The 18,212-nt window shown below is 58.4% G+C and carries 12 protein-coding genes; all 12 read right to left on the bottom strand.

Annotation, left to right across the window (positions count from 1 at the left end; genetic code table 11):
* Positions 1-277 precede the first annotated feature (277 nt).
* Entirely contained in the window at positions 278-3,253 is a 2,976-nt protein-coding gene (locus PYK22_RS00910; protein WP_060635187.1) for a sugar-binding domain-containing protein, read from the bottom strand.
* Between the two features lie 67 nt (positions 3,254-3,320).
* Positions 3,321-6,095: a glycosyl hydrolase gene (locus tag PYK22_RS00905; RefSeq protein WP_041973235.1), complete on the bottom strand. Its 2,775-nt coding sequence runs from the start codon at positions 6,093-6,095 to the stop codon at positions 3,321-3,323.
* A gap of 180 nt (positions 6,096-6,275) precedes the next feature.
* Entirely contained in the window at positions 6,276-6,971 is a 696-nt protein-coding gene (locus PYK22_RS00900; protein ID WP_162199762.1) for a GntR family transcriptional regulator, read from the bottom strand.
* Between the two features lie 146 nt (positions 6,972-7,117).
* Positions 7,118-7,870 carry an SDR family NAD(P)-dependent oxidoreductase gene (locus PYK22_RS00895; protein WP_211197570.1) on the bottom strand — a complete coding sequence of 251 codons (753 nt, stop codon included), beginning with the start codon at positions 7,868-7,870 and terminating at the stop codon, positions 7,118-7,120.
* A gap of 64 nt (positions 7,871-7,934) precedes the next feature.
* Positions 7,935-8,708, bottom strand: a complete 774-nt coding sequence (locus tag PYK22_RS00890; protein ID WP_041973225.1) for an MBL fold metallo-hydrolase — start codon at positions 8,706-8,708, stop codon at positions 7,935-7,937.
* A gap of 217 nt (positions 8,709-8,925) precedes the next feature.
* The gene (locus tag PYK22_RS00885) at positions 8,926-10,026 is read right to left on the bottom strand and encodes an outer membrane beta-barrel protein (protein ID WP_456238926.1); all 1,101 of its coding nucleotides are present in this window, start codon (positions 10,024-10,026) and stop codon (positions 8,926-8,928) included.
* The gene (locus PYK22_RS00880; RefSeq protein ID WP_157770593.1) at positions 10,023-11,450 is read right to left on the bottom strand and encodes a TonB-dependent receptor; all 1,428 of its coding nucleotides are present in this window, start codon (positions 11,448-11,450) and stop codon (positions 10,023-10,025) included. The genes PYK22_RS00885 and PYK22_RS00880 overlap by 4 nt, the downstream gene beginning before the upstream one ends.
* A gap of 93 nt (positions 11,451-11,543) precedes the next feature.
* A complete protein-coding gene (locus PYK22_RS00875) occupies positions 11,544-12,362 on the bottom strand; it encodes a hypothetical protein (RefSeq protein WP_157770592.1) in 819 nt (272 codons plus the stop codon).
* A 132-nt stretch (positions 12,363-12,494) separates the two neighbouring features.
* Positions 12,495-12,968, bottom strand: coding sequence for a peroxiredoxin family protein (locus PYK22_RS18270; protein ID WP_408003157.1), 474 nt, complete (start codon positions 12,966-12,968; stop codon positions 12,495-12,497).
* A gap of 577 nt (positions 12,969-13,545) precedes the next feature.
* Positions 13,546-15,606, bottom strand: a complete 2,061-nt coding sequence (locus PYK22_RS00865; RefSeq protein WP_041973213.1) for a substrate-binding domain-containing protein — start codon at positions 15,604-15,606, stop codon at positions 13,546-13,548.
* Positions 15,607-15,616: 10 nt separating this feature from the next.
* Positions 15,617-16,570 carry an ABC transporter permease gene (locus tag PYK22_RS00860; protein ID WP_041973210.1) on the bottom strand — a complete coding sequence of 318 codons (954 nt, stop codon included), beginning with the start codon at positions 16,568-16,570 and terminating at the stop codon, positions 15,617-15,619.
* 136 nt (positions 16,571-16,706) lie between these two features.
* Entirely contained in the window at positions 16,707-18,194 is a 1,488-nt protein-coding gene (locus PYK22_RS00855; protein ID WP_041973207.1) for a sugar ABC transporter ATP-binding protein, read from the bottom strand.
* Positions 18,195-18,212 lie beyond the last annotated feature (18 nt).

Below are 18,212 nucleotides of genomic sequence, written 5' to 3'. Positions count from 1 at the left end.
TCTCGACTCATACGGAAACTAGTAGATCAACTTCTCTCCAACTGACGGACTGTTCGGCGTTTTTGGTTTAACCTTTCACCGATTTGCTATGCCGGACATCTGGCCTAAGCCTTTGGAAGAGGATCGATTATATCGTCTTTTTTTAAGAACGCAAGATCATATTATGATGTTTGAATCGCGCCGATGGCGCACGGCCCGCTCCCTCTCTCGCGGGCTGAAGTCGCAATCCCAGTCGTCCTCTACATCGCCCACTTGCATCCCGACTTGGCTTCACCTCCTATGGTGACGCGCCCTCATAGATCTCCGCCTCGATGATACCCAACTCACTGGCGGCTCCTTCGGTGAGGCCATCGCTCAGTTTTTTGCCCGACAGTTCAGTCGTAGGAAGGTATTTCTGTTCGACCGCGGATGACAGCTGTATCTTGACTCGCCGACCTTTATGGGGTCTACATCTGATCGTGTAGTATCCGTAACTAACGGCCGTCATCCCTCTGAAGACCTCGCGTCCATCGACGGTGACGACGAGCGGATGGGTCTTAGTGCGGAAATTATTCAATTTGAGAACGATCTCGCTTACGGTTGCCTCTTTTGCAAGTTCGTATTCGATCCATGCGGTTGAAAGCTTTCCGTCGTTCGTCCAAGCCGTGCGTTCGTTATCATCAAAACTGGCCTGCGCTCGCTCCGCATTCGCTCTAGCCACGGCGCGCAGGATTTTGACCGGGATGCGCGTCATTTTGAACGACGGACTCATCGGCGTCGGCCCACGATCTAAGCGAGATGGGAGTCCATCGGAAGGGAGTATCTGGCTGAGGCCGTCCTGAGCGGGAAAGGGTTTCGAAACCAGCGCAAGCGCTGCCGAGCGCAAACCATCCGCCGTCGCTTTGACGGTGACAAGGCCCGGTTGTCTTCTCGAACGGATCAGGACTCTATTGACTCCGCCTTCAACCGGCAGATCCTTTGAAAGGATGTAGTTATTCGGCCCCTGAGCTATTCCTCCCCTCCACTCAGCGGGTCCTTCGATGTCGAAATGGATCAGGTTCAGCGCCGCAGGGCATCTGTTACCTTCCGCATCCACGACCTCCACCTCGATCAGCGCCAGGTCATGTCCATCGGCGACCCATGCAGTCGGCCTTTCAATTTGGGTCAAGCGGATGGCCGCGGGCGGTCCCGCGGTCTTCACCTGTGCGGTGCAGACGATCCTCCCGTTCGCGTCGTAGCCGATAGCCTCCAACATCCCCGGCTCCCACTTCACGCGATGGAAGGCGAACAGAAAACGATGACTTTGCTCGCCCCAACCCAACGAACGCCCGTTCAGCTTCAACTCGACCCTCACGGCGGACGAGACGACATAGACATCCTTCACCACTCCGGGGCGGTAGTTCCAATGTCCGATGATGTGTATGCGCGGCCTTTCGACATCGACCCATCCATCCCACATCACCTGGTTGGCATAGAAGTTCTGCTTCTTGATCCGAACCGCATCCACTTCGCCACTGGTCCGATAGTTTTCCGAGCCGCGATGGTGAGTATTAGTATCGGAGAAGATGATATTGACGCCGCCAGCGTTGACGCGCTTGCCGGTGCCGGGCCTCTGTTCCCAATAGTCATACCATCGCAAGACGTCTTCCACGGCGTGCGATTCCATATTCCGGTTATAGGCCTGAGCCGGCTGTCCGTTGTAAGGCGGCCCATCGCCATCTTTGTGGTATGGCGGAGTGAAATCGTCCCAATACTTGCGCAGCCCCTCGTCACGTGAATACTCCATCGCCCACAATGGCCTAGTCGCGCTCTTATTGACGTAGAGCATTTCGCCGCCGTATTCGGCGACTTTGCTATCCAACATCTCGCGGGCGCCGATGGCTCGCCCTCCGTGAGGATCATACAGATCGCGTATCTCCTTCATCTCCCTCATATGCTCTTCGCTGATCCCTTTGTTCCCGCATTCATAGAAGATGATGCTCGGATTGTTGCGATTGTAGATGATGGCATCGCGCATCAACGCTTTCCGTTGCTCCCACTGCACGCCGCTGACATCGCTTTCGGCGTCTCCCGCCGGCATCGCCTCCATCAATCCGACGCGATCGCAGCTTTCGATATCCTGTTTCCAAGGGGTGACGTGCATCCAACGGACGAGATTGGCATTGCCCTCAACCATCAAACCGTTGCTGTAATCGCTCAACCAAGCCGGCACAGCCGATCCCACGGCGGGCCATTCATTGGTCGATCGTTGCGCGTAACCATGGATGTGAATCGCTCGATCGTTGAGATAAAGCATCCCATCTTTGAACTCGGTCTTCCGAAAGCCCGTTTTTGTCTCCACAACATCTACGGGGCGCTCATTCACCAGCAAAATGGTTCGCACCGTGTAAAGGTAACCATATCCCCAACTCCAGAAGCGCAAGCCGCTTATACGACTCGCGGCGCGAACGATCTTCACCTCCCCCGGCGCGATGGCGATTCGCTCACCCGCAAAGCGCGCTACCAATTTCCCGTCGAGATCTAATAGCTCGACTTCGAATTGAACCTCGCGGGTAACATCCTCTTCATTTTTGATCTGTGATTCAGCATGGATCGTCGCCTCACCCTTCGGGATAGCGAAATCGTCCGCGTAGATGTAAACGCCAACCGTCCCCAGCGAGGAGTAGAGCGGCAAAGTTTGATAGAGCCTCTCCGTCACATGCAGATAGACGTTCTTGACGATCCCGCCGTAATTGGCGTTGAAATTTCGATCTTGCCACTGAAACTTCGTGCGCGTGGCGCGCTCCCTGTAGTTCCAATCGTTATCGATGCGCGCCGCAAGCACGTTCTCCTCACCGCCAAATTTCACGTAGTCCGTGATGTCGAAACCGAAGGCCATCGCGCCGTTTTCGCTCAGTCCGATGTGCTGGCCGTTGAGGTAGAAGTCGCCGGCTTGCCTGATGCCTTCGAACTCCAGAAATATCTTCTTCCCGCGGAATCTCTCCGGCAGCTTGAAATGCTTGCGGTACCAGGCGATCCCCGTGGGCAGATCTTTGATATCTTTCCTAAAGGCATCGTCCTCGTTCCACGCATAAGGCAAAGTGACGGTCCTCCACTTCGAATCATCGAAGTCCGGATCCGCCGCGTTAGGCAGGTCTCCGACCCAGATCTTCCAGTCCACATTGAAATTGAACTTTCTTCTGGGCGGCGAGGCCGCAAAGCTGACCGCAGTCGCGCAAGCGACGACGAATATTAAACGAAGGGCGCTTTTGATGATGCGACCTGATGCGATCATTTCGAAATATAGCTTCGACTCTGAAAGATCGTTCAGCCTGACTCGATCGTCTCCGTAAAGCGCTTCCCTATCGACCGGCGGCGCGGTCTCGCGTAGCGATCAGACGTATGGGGCCGAACAATCCGGCTGGCACCGTTTGGATCTTGTCCATATCCTGCGGTTGGAAGCGTTCGCCGTAGCGCAAGTTAAGCAGCCGGTAATCGGGAAGTTTGCGCCCGGCCATGTAGTTAACTGCGAGATTGGCGACCTCGATGTGAATCCGGTTTCGCCCAGGCCGCAAAAAACCCGTCACGTCGAGCGCGTATGGCGGAGCCCAGACGGAACCGACGCGCTGACCGTTGACGTAAACGACCGCCGCTTCGCGCACCGGCCCCTCGTACCAAGCCTGCATCCCCGAGCGCAGAATCTTCGGTTCGAGCGCGCGGCCTTCGCCCAAATCCAGCTTGACGCGCACGCCCGAGCGCGCGAATTCAGCCGGCAGATCGAACTCTTTCTCATACGTCGCCGTGCCCGAGAAATAGCGCGTCGCTTCCAACTCGGTCCACGAGCGAAGTTCGCGCATCTGAATCGATGGGCCGCCAGCGAACGCGACATTCCAATCGGAACTCAAATCGAGCGCGCCGATCTGAAGCTCGTCATTTCGCGCAATCGGCAGCGCGCGGTCAGTGAAGACGATCAGGCACGATTCATAGGGCGCAAGATCCAACGCGACGCTCAAGCCCTGTGGCGTTCGTTCCGCTTCGATGGCGATGCGGCGCCCAGTCAACGGATCCCAACGCTCGGCTCGCCCCTTCTGCACACGGAAAGTCGCTTTGAATATTCGCCTCGCGTTCGATGTGTTGACGAGGAGATAGATCTCAGCATCGTCAGTTCGACGATGTACGAAACCTATCTCGGAGATCTTCGGCGAAAGCTGCACGTCGGGTTGCGCGAGCGTCTGAAGCGCGGAGGTCAAACCCTGATCCTCCATGGGGATGAAGCGCGCCGGGGCTCCTTCGCCTTCGAACAATCGGCGCGAAACATCCTCGATGGCGCGCCTCTCCTCCTCGCTCGCCGCGAAACCCGGCGCCAGGCTCGGGCGTCGCCGTGTGGCGACGAGCACGCCGCCGCTTCGCGCGAAATCTTCCAACCGGCGCAACGTCTCTAGCGGGATGCGCTCGACTCCCGGCAAGATCACGATGCGGTAGCGGTTATCGCCGAGGACGAGAGCGCCGCGTTCGATGCGCCCGGCGCGCATCAAAGCTTCATCATCGAAGAAATCGAATCCGTACCCGGCCTCGAGCACGCGCGCGACCACATCTGGGCCAACCGCGGCGCGCAAGTGCTCGATCATGTTCACGCGCCCGGCGGAAGAGCGCGCCCACGCATCATCGGTCGGCAGATAGATGGCGACGTCGTTAACCGGGCGCCCCTGTCGCATCATGAAACTCAGCCGTTGCAAGTAGAGCGCGAGATCCGGCATGACGATCCACCACGGGTTCTTCTCGTTGAAGACTCCGGCGGCGTAAAACCGCCATCCCGGATATTCGACGCCTTCCGCCGTATAGGGCCAGCCGTGCCCGATCAACTGGTTGATGCCCTGCAGGAAGTGAAGATCGGCTTCGGCCTTGACGTCGAGCGGAGTGGCGCGAAAAACGGGCGAGTGCAGCCACGTCCAAGTTTCCGATGAGGTCACCTGACGCCCGTAGATGTGCGAGGCGGAAGAGGCCCAGCGCGTCGCGCTCAACGAGCGCCACTGATGACCTTCGCCTTCCGGCAGATCAATGCGCGCGTTGCTCGAAAGCACCGCGGCGGGAACACCGTAGACCTGCGCGCGAACGCGCGTCGCGTGCCGCGCCGCCCATGACTCGAGCGGCGCCAGAAAGCGCTCGTTGAGCAGTTCGGTCAGCGTCTTCGCCCAATCGTGCCGGATCGCCGCCGTCTGCGGACCGATGTCCGCGACCAAAGCTGGCAGATACGGCTTCAGGTCGTAACCGCGTCGCCTCCTAAACTCTTCGAGCAGATCATCGGTCCAGTCTTGATTGTAAACTTCTAGGCTATCGCAGAAGACGGCATACGGCGCTCCCGACGGGAACGCGCTCAGCAAACGCTCGCCGACGTTCTGCAAATACCTTTCGACCGCCGACCGGTCCAGATGGTTGAGCACGTAACCTTCGGCACCCACAGCCGGACGCTTGACCTGCATCCCGGTCCGACTCGAGATGAAAAACAGCAATTCGCGCGGCGCATCCTCACCATCGAGATAAACCGCCCCATCTCTGGTCTCCGTGATCTCACGCAGACTGCTCGCGATGAGTTCGCCGCGCTCATCCGTACGGGCGACGAAGATGGCGATCAACCTCTCTCCCGATGTGACGTATGGCAACGGAACGCGCCTTTCTCCGGCACGGACTTTGGCGCGTTCGACGCGCAACATCCCGGCGGCATCGCTGATCCCAACCTGTGGGCCGCCGAACGGCCACCCGCTGCCGAGCGTCAGATCCATCCGCAAGCCCAACTCTCGCGCCTTCTCGTAAGTGAAGCGCAGCGCGGCGATGAACTCGTCAGAGAGGAAAGGGAGGTTGCGAAATCCGTTGACCGGATCGTCAGGCAAGAGCGGATAGACGGGCTGCACTTCGAACCCGCCGATGCCCCCATCTTTCATCAACCGCATCTCGCGTTCGAGTTCGCGCGTCGTCACCGCTGGACCGAACCACCACCAGCGCATCATGATCCGACAATCGTCGGGCGGGCGCTCAAACCCGCGCTCGAGGTCGCCAAGATCGGCGCGGATATTCGTCGAAAGAAGCGAGACGAAGATGAGCAAAGAGAATGCCGTGCGAAGAGAGATCTTTTCGGCCATGTCCTTTCGAAACGAAAGCGCATCGACGCGCCAATATCGACTTTCAAAAAGCCCCAGTCAACGGTCTCGCGCTCCGAAGCGCAGCGATCGGCCTCGGTCCACACGCGACGATTTCGGCGAACATCTCCCCCATCTCACCGAATCGTCCGGCGCTGGAAGCGTTCGCCTTCAGGCGCAGAGCTATGACTTTTGCGGTTCTTCTTCCTTGAAGAGAAGTTCGAGCATCTCATCCTGCCAGCTGGCGAGCGAGCGCTTCATCAAACGACGCAGTTCGCTCGCGCTCGCGCTGCGCATCGCTTCCGCGATCTTCGCGTGCGAATTGGCGCTCTCGACGTAAGATTCGCGCCGACGCTTGGTCTTCATCACGAAGAAAGCGAAGAGCGGAACGACGATCCTCTCCAACGCATCGGCCAGATAGACGTTGCCTGATATCTGCCACAACTTGCGATGAAATGCCAGATCGTTCTCGTAAAAAAGATCGAGTTCGAGATCCGTCGCGGCGCGCTTCATCTTCTTGACGAGACTCTGCAGCTCGGCAAGATCCTCTTCCGTCGCCTTCTCTTTCGCCCATTGAACGGCGAGCGCTTCGAGCTCGACGCGCAGCTCGAAGATCTGACGGATCTCGCTCGGCCCGAGTTTGGTGACGGTCGTTCCCTTATACGGTGTCTTCTGCACGAATCCCTGATGCTCGAGCTCGATGAGCGCTTCGCGGACCAGCGGTATCCCCGTCCCTAGCTGCTGCGCGAGCCGACTTTCGACGATCTGATCGCCCGGAGCGATGGCGCCGGAAAGGATCGCCTCTTTGATCGCCAACACAACCTGATCCTTCTTCGAAATCGGTTGGATCAACTTCAACATCCGCTCTTTCGCTTCCACCGGAAATCCTCCCGCGCTCAAGAAGTCTTCGACTCTTCCCGACACGAACGCGGGACACATTATCACACGATCATCGAAGCATTACAAGGTTATAAGATGATATGCGAATATTCAGACTCGCCCCGCGGATGGGCGAACGTGCCCTCTCACTTCGCCGTGTAACCGCCGTCGACCAGCAGATAGGTCCCGGTGATGAACGAAGCTTCGTCCGAGGCGAGGAAAAGGATCGCGCAGGCGACTTCGCGCGGCTGACCGACTCTTTTGAGCAAAGTCTTCTCGCTCTCGGCGGCGATATACTGCTCGAGGTTCATGCCGGCCTGTTTGACGTAATCGTCGCTCGCCGGCGTCAGGATCGTTCCCGGGCAGACGCAATTGACGCGGATGTTGAAAGGCGCGAGATCCATCGCCATGTTGCGCGTCATCTGCACGATCGCCGCTTTGGTCGCGCTGTAAGGGATAAAGGAAGGTTGAGCGACGAAGCTCGAAATCGAGCCGAGGTTGACGATCGCGCCGCCGCGATTTTTCATCGCTTCTGCAGCATGACGGCTCATGAGCGCCGTCCCGATGACGTTCACGCTTAACGAACGCTGCCATTCGGCGACGGACGTCGTCAATCCCCTGAAACTGAAGATCGCCGCGCTATTGACCAGTATATCGAGTTGACCATAGACGCTCAGAGTCCGCTCGCACGCGCGCCGAGCATCCGCCTCTTGTGCGACATCGGTCGGCACGAACAGGGCTTTGCCGCCTCGCCCTTCGATCTCGGCGGCGACGCGCGCGCCCGCCGTTTCGTTTACATCGGCGATGACGACGCGCGCGCCCTCTTCGGCAAAGAGGATGGCCGTCGCGCGTCCTATCCCTGAAGCGCCGCCGGTGATGATCGCAACTTTTCCGCTCAAACGCTCGCTCATTCTGACCTATGCCGCCTTTGCGGCGACCGGTGAAAGATCGTGGCGCGAAAGCTCACGCGATGATCCCTTGCGGATGTCGGCGCGCGACCTCCGGTTCGTAGAGCGGGATGAAGATATCCGCCTCGCGCTTGATGCGCCGGCACGTGCGATAGAACTCTTCCATGCTCTCCTGTATGCCGAGCGGGATCATCTGCTCCAGATTATCGTACTTGAAGACGCAATCCGAAACGGCAACCCTACCGCGCGCGGTCTCAATGATATAGCACATCGAAGAGCGATGGTGCACGCCCGCCCAAAAGCATCTGATGCCGGGGATGATCTCATCTTCGTCCTCGACGAGGCGCAGGCGCTCGCGCCCCTCGAACAACAGATAACGCAAAGTCTCATCCGACAAGCGCAGGTGGCGTGGGACGTGAAGCGGGAACTTTTCGGCATGGAAATCTTCGATCCATCCGCGCTTCGAGATGCACACTTGCGCGTTTTTGAAAAGCTGTATGTTCGCCGTCGCGTAGATCTGCAGCGGCGTGATCAAAACGTAATCGACATCCTCGGGCCGGATGCCGAGCGCGCCGAGCGCAGCGAGCGGGCGCTCATCTTCGGCGCGCACGAGTTTGCCGCGCTCGCCAAATGTCGCGCTCCACCGCGCGTTGAGTTCGCCGAGATCATCCGGCGGTCCGGTGTTGATGATCGCCGTGATCCCATCGCCTTGAATCAGGACCATCCAGAAGTAGAGTTTCACCCACTCATGCCAGTGGCTCATCCAGTAAACTTCCGGGCCAGCCACTTCACATTCTCCCATCTTCAAAACGCGCACATGAAAACTCATCGGCTTCTCTCTCTCGATCGGAGCGATTGGAGCGGCGAATCGACAAACGGGATTTATACCAAATCCCGCGCGCGAACGTCACCCGCCAAGAAGAAGCCGGTGGACGCCCCAGCCAACTAGCGGCGCTGCATCCTGCGGCCCATCCAGCCCCGAAGGCATGAACATCGTTCCGATATAGCGAGAAGCGCCGAATGGCTCGCGTGATTGTAATAAGGATTCAGAAACTGAATCTCATCCCGAGCTCAACTCGTCTCGGCTGATCGGCGGCGATCGCCTGACCGAAAAGAGGTGAGGTCAACACGCCGATGAAGCTTTGACGGTTTGTTTGATTGAAGACATTGGTCGCGGCGGCGTAAAAGCGCAGCGAGAATCTCTTTTTCGAATTTACGTCGAAGGTCCCCGCCGCCGCTTCGCTCCCGCTTAAAATCAGCGTTCGTGGACCAGTCCCGGAATCAGCCGCATCTCGCTCTCCCCAGTAGATCGTCCAACCGAGATTCGCATCGCATTGTCGCTGCCAACTACCGCGCAAGCTGTTGCGCCCGACTCCGGGCGGACGATCATTGAATATCGCATCGCCGTTATCATCCTTCCCTGTCGTCACCGTATAGGGCAGCGGAGAGGCGGCACGGCAACTAACCGAGATGGTCAGGCCGTTTCTTATCTTCCAACTGCCGAAAGCATAGAAGCGATGCCGCTGGTCCAAATTTGAAACCGAGCGGTCACGCCTCAAATCGTAGCTATTCGAAGGGAGGCTGAAGATGCCATCGGCATCGGAGATCTCTTTCGCTAAAGTGTAGCTCAAGGCATAGGAGAATCTGGGCGTGAATCCGCCGCTGACGTTGACTTCGAGTGCGTGCCGGGCGAAAAAGGCCGATGACTCAATCTGTATGATCTGGCCGAAAGACGGATTCGGCCTTCTTCCGCCTATCGGCGCATTAACATCTCTGCTTCGGAACTGATGCACGCCGCGCGCGAAACGGTAGAGCACCTGCAGCGTGAGATTGCGCCTCGGGCGCATCTCGACGCCAAATGACGAAACCCCGATGGATGGATTCTTCAGATCCCGGGCGATGGTCCAGAAGTTTTTGGGCAGGTTTTCGGGTGAAGAGGAAAGCGACGCAAACGGATCGGGGAAACTTGGGTTTATGATGATCGTTTCGCCTGGTTGATCGCTCCCGCGGCTCAGTATCGTCGCGTAATCTCGCGAATTCAACCACACATAGAACACGCCCGCACCGCCGCGAAGGACCACCTTCCCACGCTTATCGAGCGCCCAAGAGAGACTTATGCGCGGCGAGAAGTTGTCACGATCCTTCAGAACGCTCTGCCACTCATAGCGCAGCCCAAAACGAGCGATAGGCTCTTGTGTAACCGCACATCATCTTGAACGAATATGCCCAACTGACTCTGCGCGAAAGCGACAGAACTCGCGGCGCGCCGCTGGACGAAGATCGCCGGACGCCCACGCAAGAAATCTTCTAGACTTGAGAAAGTGAAAGCTCCGTTGATGCCGTCAGCAGACGTCCGCCTTACGCTCTCCCGTTCAAACAGCAAGCCTATCTTCATGGCATGACTGCCGAGAGCGAATAGCAGATTATCGGCGAGATAGAGATTCTGTCGGCGATCATTGTTTTCGACTCCAGCGCCGCCACCATTGAATGCGCCGAGCACGTTGACCGCCGGCGACCGATGGGCCGGGCGCGATTTCGACAGATCGTCGGTGAACTGAGAGCGGAGCTCGTTGAAGAGAGAGCGCCCGAACGGACCGGATTCAGAGAATCTGATTTGTTGAGTCGAGCTGTTGGTCTTGAAAGCGCGTTCGGGAAGATTCAATCCACCGACGCCTTGCCCCTCCAACCTGACGCCGTTGCCGTTATAACTGAGATTGAGCGAGTGGGTTTGCGACAGATTGTGAATCAGCCGAACGGAGTAATAGAGGAATCTATTGGTCCGCCGCACCCCATCACTGAACCTGCCTCCCGGGAGGAAAGCGTTGATCTCCGCGGTATCGAAGGAGTCATTGCCGAAGGCAAAGAGCGTCAACGAGGTCTTGTTCTTGACGAGCGGACCGCTGATGAATCCATCGAAGTTTTTTAGCTGCGCTGGACGTCGCTGCGCGGCCAATGGATAGCGCGCGTTCAATGCCTCATCATTGAAGCGCCCCGCTAAGGATCCGTACCAATTCGCGCCGCCAGCGCGAGTTGTGACATCGATGAGCGGGGTACCGGCTTCATGGAACTCCGCATCGAAATTGCTGCGGATGATTTTAATCGAAGCTATCTGTGACTTCGGCGGCAACCTGCCGCCTGTAAAACCATCGACGCGAATGACTGCGTCTTGGCCAGCGATCTCGCGCAAAACCCGCTCCAACTCTTGCGGATCGTCGGGCAAAGCATCGATCTGCTCGCGAGATAGAAAGTTCGTCAAGGCCCCCTCTTTCGGATCGAGCGCGCGCTCCACAGCATCGGGCTGAACCTCGACTCTCTCTTTTAGCTCAGCGATCTCGAGTTCGATCGTGAGATCGTTTACGCCGCGTTTAACTTCTACCGCGCTCGAACGAGCTTTGAAATTTGGAGCTTCGACCTCTAAAAAGTAGTTCCCAGGCCCGAGCTTGTTGAAGACCGCCGGTTGTGTTGCGGAAGTTTTAGTTTCACCCACCTGCTCGCCGCGCTCGTTTTTAAGGCGCACGGTCGCACCTGCGATCTGCGCTCGGGCTGGATCGACGACGAAAATGCGCAGCATCCCTGTCTGTTGCCGTTCTTGTGCCTGAGCGGCCAAACAAAAAGCCAGCAAGAGGGGACCGAGAAACCGCCTGAACGCGCGCCTCATGCGCCCTTAATTCGACTTTCCCTTTACAAGGTAATGATCCGGCTTAAACGTCGGATTGATCTGCACGCTCTTGATCTGGCGCTCGCCGACTACTTCCTTTCCCTTCTCGACGGTGACCTTGTGAGCGATCAGCAGCCCATCAACGTTCCGGTAATCGGAGAAGAAATATCTGCGTTCGGCCTCACGGCCATCTTTCGACATTTCACTCATCAGCAACAGAAGATGAGTCTTCTGATCGAAGAAGAGACGATATGTAGATCCATTTGGAAGCGCGGTTTCAATCACATCAGCCCGCCCCTCCTTCGCCTCAGCCACTCCGACGTACTTGAATCGCAGCGGCGCATACCAGGAGTATTCAAGCGTTATGGGAAAGATCATAAGAAACGCGCTGTTTTTGAAGTCAGCGATCTTCTCCTGTTCGCTCTTTTGAATCAGATTATTCGCCGTGAAGTTGAGCGGCTTCCCATCAACGTAGATCTCCGATCTTTGCGCATAGCGGTCTCCATTGAGAACTCTTTCCAGAACCTGCTGGTTCGAAACGAACGTCATCTCCATCCTCTGCCGGATCTTATCCGGAAAGCTGATGCTCAACTCGCCATCTGTGATCATCTGATTCCTTTGGTTTCGAAACTGCGGATAGGACCGCAGGAAATCTTCCGGATAAGGCTCAGAGATCTCCGTTCGCGTGCGAAGCGACAAACCCTTGATGTCCATAGCTTTCAACCGCGTCGCTTGTCGCGCCGCTTCGAGCACCTGTTCCGCTCTCAAGTATGAACTCGACTCGTCCTTCTGTTGAGCAGAGCGCTGCTCCCCGAACGTCAACATCGCGGTGAAGACTAGCAGGATTGCGACGGATCGTGCGAAGAACTTAAAGCGCGCGTTCGGTTTCATCACCCACCCTCGGACTACTCGCAACGAGATGGAAAAAGATGCCGTTTGAGCTTAACTTCATCGGGCTCAAACCCGAACCAGGCTTCGCAAACAACCCCATCTTTGAGTCTCAGATTCGCCGGAAAAAAATTTTAGATCCGATCGCTGACGAAGTCTACCACCCTCATCTAGCAGAATCGGAAAACTCAATCTGTTCGCCTCGACGTATTGCTCGGCGCTAACTCTGTCTTGGAGCATCACCCCGTAGATTTGCAACTCTCTATTTTTGAAGATTGAAGAACCGATCAGAAATCCTAATTCCTTTTCGCAAGCCTCGCATCCGGGTAACAAGTAGATTAGCAAGGCATCACCCTTCTCCAATCGACTGGCAAGATCTTCCCCCGATCGGAGATCTTTTAAAGGAATCGACGAAACGCGCTTTCCTAGAAGAGAAGAAGCGTCAAGCTTTCCCTCGAGTCTATATCGACTAAAGAGACCATACGCGAATAGAAAAGATGCCGATGCAACGAGGAGCGGTATCAATAGAGATTGCCGTGCCATACCATCGCGCAACATACGAGGCGTGGGAGGCTTGACCACACATCCCACACCTCGTTTGATCGAAGGCGGCCTCGTCTCTCCGAGGACTTGGTCGCGCTTATCGAGCACTTTTGCGTCTGCACCTCGTTTAATCAAGCGTGACCTCGTAAAACGAGGTCGCCACAGCGTTCTTCACTTAAGTTCATTGTGCCTGAACAACGATCGGAGCGCTGCAAGTGTATTCGCAGAACTCGACGCCATTTATGTAATATTGGGCTGATAGAGTACATACCTGTACCGATTGCCCATCGCTCACCCTGATCATGTCGGGACAAGCGAAAACAGTCGCCGCAGCCAGAACTATTCCCAGCAGCAGTGAGGTCAAAAGCTTAAGCATTGTTCACCTCCTGTGGTTGGATGAGGAATTTAAACCTCGGACGAGAAGTTAACAGATCCCCCCCCCCCCGATGTCAAGACCCTTCTTTTCATTTGGCGATTGAAGTTACTCCTGACTGCTTTTCAGCAAGCAGGGAACCAAATGGTTCGGCGGGGCTCCCGCGTTTGCGTCGCCCTTTTGCGCGTCGAATTGCGATGGGCTTCAAAAATCGAACCGATCTATGTTCTCACGGTTGAAGATGAACGGCGCGCCCAAACGCACTTCATCGTCGGCGACTTCGACTCTGCCTAAGCGTCCGGCCTCTAGTTGACGATCGCCGCGTTTGAGCCGCCCCGTGGCTGCCGCTTGCGCCGCATAAACCGTCAAATACCCTAGATCGCGCGTGTTCCACAGCACGATGCTTTCGATGATGCCCTCGTGGATGTACGTCCGGCACATGCTCGGCAACGACAGGCCGATCACTTTCACATCGCGGCGGCCCGCCTGTTTGACCGCTTCGGCAGCGCCGGGAACGGCAGGCGCGGCGATCGCCATGATCAATCGCACGTTCGGATAGACTTTGAGCACGGTCTGCGTTTCGGCAAAAGCCCGGTCGCGATCGCCTTCGCTCGGTTGAATCGCCACCAGTTTCAGATCGGGATATTTCTGGGCCAGTCGTTCCTTGATGTACTTGATCCATTCGTTCTGATTGGCGGCGCTCAAAGACGCGGTGATGATGGCGAACTCGCCTCGACCGCCGAGGATGCGTGCCGCTTCGTCGGTCAAAGTGTAACCGATGCCCTGCGGCGTCGCTTGGTTGACGAAGAAGTCGCGGGCATCGCGTTCGGCGTCGGCATCCCACGTTAACACCTTGATGCCGCGCTCGCGCGCTTTGCGTAACACGGTCGAGATGCCGACGCGGTTCTCGACGCTGACGGCGATGGCATCCACTCCGCGCGTGATCCACGCCTCGACCACCTCATTCTGCTTCGCCGGATCGAGTTCGGTCGGCCCATCCCAAAGGAGTTCGACGCCGAGCTCGCGCGCCGCCTCATCCGCGCCCTGCTTGCAACTGATGAAGTATGGATCGCCCTTCGCCTTCGGCATCATGGCGATGACGGTGCGATGAGCGGCAGGCCCAGCCGTCGCTCGCTCGCCAGTTGCCGATCTCAGTTCGCGGCGAAGCGAATTGATTAAAAACCAATTGCTTCCGGCGACGATCAACGCCGCAAGTAAGATGACGATGCTTAAAACGGCGATTTGCGAATTCCTCACTTCCGTGTTCTCCTCCGCATTCATTTGTGCGACCTGCGGCGCCTTCGGGCGTCGCACGACGCGATCGATGAGGATCGTCGCGATCAACAGAGCTCCCGTCAGCACGCCGGCGAGTTCGGCGGGTTGCCCGCTCAAACGCAATCCATTCTGCAAGATGACGATGGCGAAGAGGCCGAGCGCCGTCCCCCAGATGGTGCCATGTCCGCCGAAGATTGAAGTTCCGCCGATGACCACAGATGTGATCGCCATCAGTTCGTATCCCGTGCCCGCATCCGATTTCGCCTGCCCCAAGTGCGCGACGTAGATTATGGCTGCGAGCGCTGAAACGAATCCCGACAGGACGTACAAGCAAGCGAGCTGTCGCGCGACCCTGATCCCGGCGTAACGCGCGCCTTCCGCCGAGAAACCGATGGCGCGCAAGCTACGCCCGAATGCCGTGCGATGCACTAGGTGCGCGTAAAAGAGGAAGACGCTGACCAAGACGAAAAGTTGCGTGGGGATGAGCCCGCCGACATAACCCTGCCCCCAGAAGAGGAACCTCGGATCAAATCCGCTGTAGTTTTCGATGCCGCGCGTCAAACCTTCGGCGATGCCGCGAAAGAGCGAGAAGGTGCCGAGCGTGACGATCAGCGGCGGGAAACGGAAACGCGCGATGAGCAGCGCGTTCAAGCCGCCGCCCGCGAGCCCAACGCCGAGCGCCGCCAAAACAGCCGCAGGCAGAGGCCAATGTCCGTCCCGCCACAACCCGCCGAGGACGACGGCAGCGAGCGCCATCATCGAGCCAACCGATAGATCTATTCCGCCCGTGATGATGATCGGCGTGAGCGCAAAAGCGATCAATCCGAGTTCGACGCCGAGCCGCGCCACTTCGAAACCGTTGGCCGCGGTGAGAAAGTTCCTCCCCGTCGCGCCGAAGATGGCGCATTCGACCGCGATGACGAGTACAAGCGCCCACTCGTTGTTCGGGAACAGGCGCGCGCGCCATGATCCTTCGGTCTTAATCGGCATGGGAACTACCTTATCGAGGTTCATGCGTCAAACGCCCCAGCGCGACTTCCGAGATCAAAGCGACGAGGATGATCGCTCCCTGCATCGCTTTCTCCCAGAAGGGATTGATGCCGGCGAAAGTGAGCGCCGTCCCCGTCGTGCCCAAAAGCGCCGTGCCGATGAGCGTGCCGATGAGCGTGCCGCGCCCGCCCGAGATGGCCGTGCCGCCGACCACCACTGAGGCGATCGCCTTCAACTCCAGCCCCGTCCCGGCGTTGCTCGGCACGGTGGCAAAACGCACGGCGTTGAGCAATGCGGCCAGTCCGACCAAAGCTCCCATCAACGTGAAGACGCCGAAGACGAGCGCCGAAGGGTTCAAGCCCAAAAGGCGCGCGGCCTCACGTTGCGAGCCGACCGCGTAGAGGGCGCGCCCCGCCCTCAAGTTGCGCAATGCCCAAGCGAAGAAGACAAGGAGCGCGATCGCCGCCGCGACGATCAACCATTGGCCTCGCGACTGGCCCAACCCGAACCATTGAAAATCGTCCGGCAAACCCTGCACCCAAGCCCCTTGTGTGGCCCACCGCAACGCATCGCGCCAAGCGACGTACATCGCCAACGTCGCGATGATCGAAGGGATGCGTAAGCGTCCGATCAGCCATCCGTTCAACGCGCCCATCGCCGCCCCGACCGCGATGAGCGCCGGGATGAGCAACGGAATGGGTGCGCCCGCCTTGGCGAGCAACCCGGCAACTACGCTGCAAACGGCGAACTGCGAGCCGACCGAAATATCTATCTCGCGGACGATGATCACCATCGTCATCCCCGTGGCGACGATCAACACGGGCGCGTTGTTGACGAGAAGATCGCGCAGGTTCGCCGCGCTGTAAAACGACGGCGCGACCGCGCCGACCGCGACCAGCAACGCGAGATAGGCGACCGCAGCGGCCAACTCACGCTTGTAACGACTCCAGATCACGCTCTTCATCGAATGAAAGCTTCGCGAACCGATCGCGGATCGCGCCCCTTTTCCGAAACGCCGAACGCGAGCAATGGGCTTTCCCCGCTCTGACCGCACGTTCTCCGCGCGAACGGACGAACTTCACATCCGACGACGTGGCGCGCTACTGGCCCAAGGCGAGCGCGAGCACGCGCTCCTGCGTCGCCTCTTCGCGCGCAAGCTGTGCGACGATGGTTCCCTCGCGCATCACGGCGATGCGATCGCTCATCCCGAGTAGCTCCGGCATTTCCGAAGAGATCATCAGGATCGCCGCGCCTTGCGCTGCCAACTCGATCATCAACCGGTGGATCTCCGCTTTCGTGCCGACATCCACGCCCTGCGTCGGCTCGTCGAGAATGATGACCTGCGGCTCGGTCGCCAGCCAACGACCGAGCGCGACCTTCTGCTGATTTCCGCCGGAGAGCGTCTGGACCGGCGCATAGATGGACGGCGTCTTGATGCCGAGCCGCTGAACGTAATGGGCGGCGATCGCACGTTCACGTCGAAAATCCATCCCCCACGGGCTGGCGAGCGCGTCGAGCGAAGCGAGCGTGATATTGGCGCTGATGGCCATCTCCGGGATGACGCCGTGACGCTGCCGGTCCTCGGGCAGATAGGCGATGCCGCAAGCGATAGCTTGCGTCGGATCGCCGATCCTGACGGGCACGCCGCGCAAACGCAGTTCGCCGCGATCGGCGGGCACAAGGCCGAAGATCGCGCGCGCAAGCTCGGTCCTTCCAGCGCCGACAAGCCCCGCCAACCCGACGATCTCTCCGGCATGCACGGTGAGATTGATGTTCTCGATCCCCGCGGTTGATGATCCGAAGTCACATAACTCGAGGACCGGCTCGCCCAACTTGCGCGCGCGCCACGGGAAGACCGCCGAAAGCTCGCGCCCGACCATCAAACGGATCAACTGTTGGCGGTCCAATTCTTCCATCCGATAGGTTCCGATGGTCCGCCCGTCGCGCAAAACCGTGACGCGATCCGCGATCGCCGAAAGCTCCTCCAATCGATGCGAGATGTAGATGACGGCAACGCCTGCATCGCGAAGTTCGCCGATGACGCGAAAAAGATGGCGCGTCTCTTCTTCAGAAAGCGCAGCGGTCGGCTCATCCATGATGAGGATGCGTGAGCGTGCGCCGATGGCGCGCGCGATTTCAACCAATTGCTGCTCGGCCATCGTGAGCGCCCCAGCCTCGCGGTCGGGTAAGATGCGCGCCCCGACTCGCGCGAGAAGCGCAGCGGCCTGCTGCCGCCGCGCGCGCCAATTGACGCGCGCCAACAACCCACCGCTTTCCAGTCCGAGCGCGATGTTCTCGGCAACGCTCAACTCGGGAAAGAGCGCCGGCTGCTGGTAGATGGCGGCGATGCCGAGCTCTTTGGCGCGGCGCGGCGAAATCTCCGCCACACGCTGCCCGTTCAACCAGATCTCGCCGCCGTCCGGCTCGACCGCCCCGGTGATGATCTTGATGAGCGTCGATTTCCCGGCCCCGTTTTCGCCGACGAGCGCATGAACTTCGCCCGCAAACAGCTCCAGATGAGCATCGCGCAACGCCTGCACGCCGGCATAAGATTTGTCGATGGCGCGAACCTGTAGCAAAGGCTTCATCGCAACAACCCGGTCCAA

The sequence above is a fragment of the Pyrinomonas methylaliphatogenes genome, assembly GCF_000820845.2.
GTDB classification, from domain to species: domain Bacteria; phylum Acidobacteriota; class Blastocatellia; order Pyrinomonadales; family Pyrinomonadaceae; genus Pyrinomonas; species Pyrinomonas methylaliphatogenes.
Note: the sequence above shows the minus strand (reverse complement) of the source record. Positions and strands in the feature narration are given on the sequence as shown.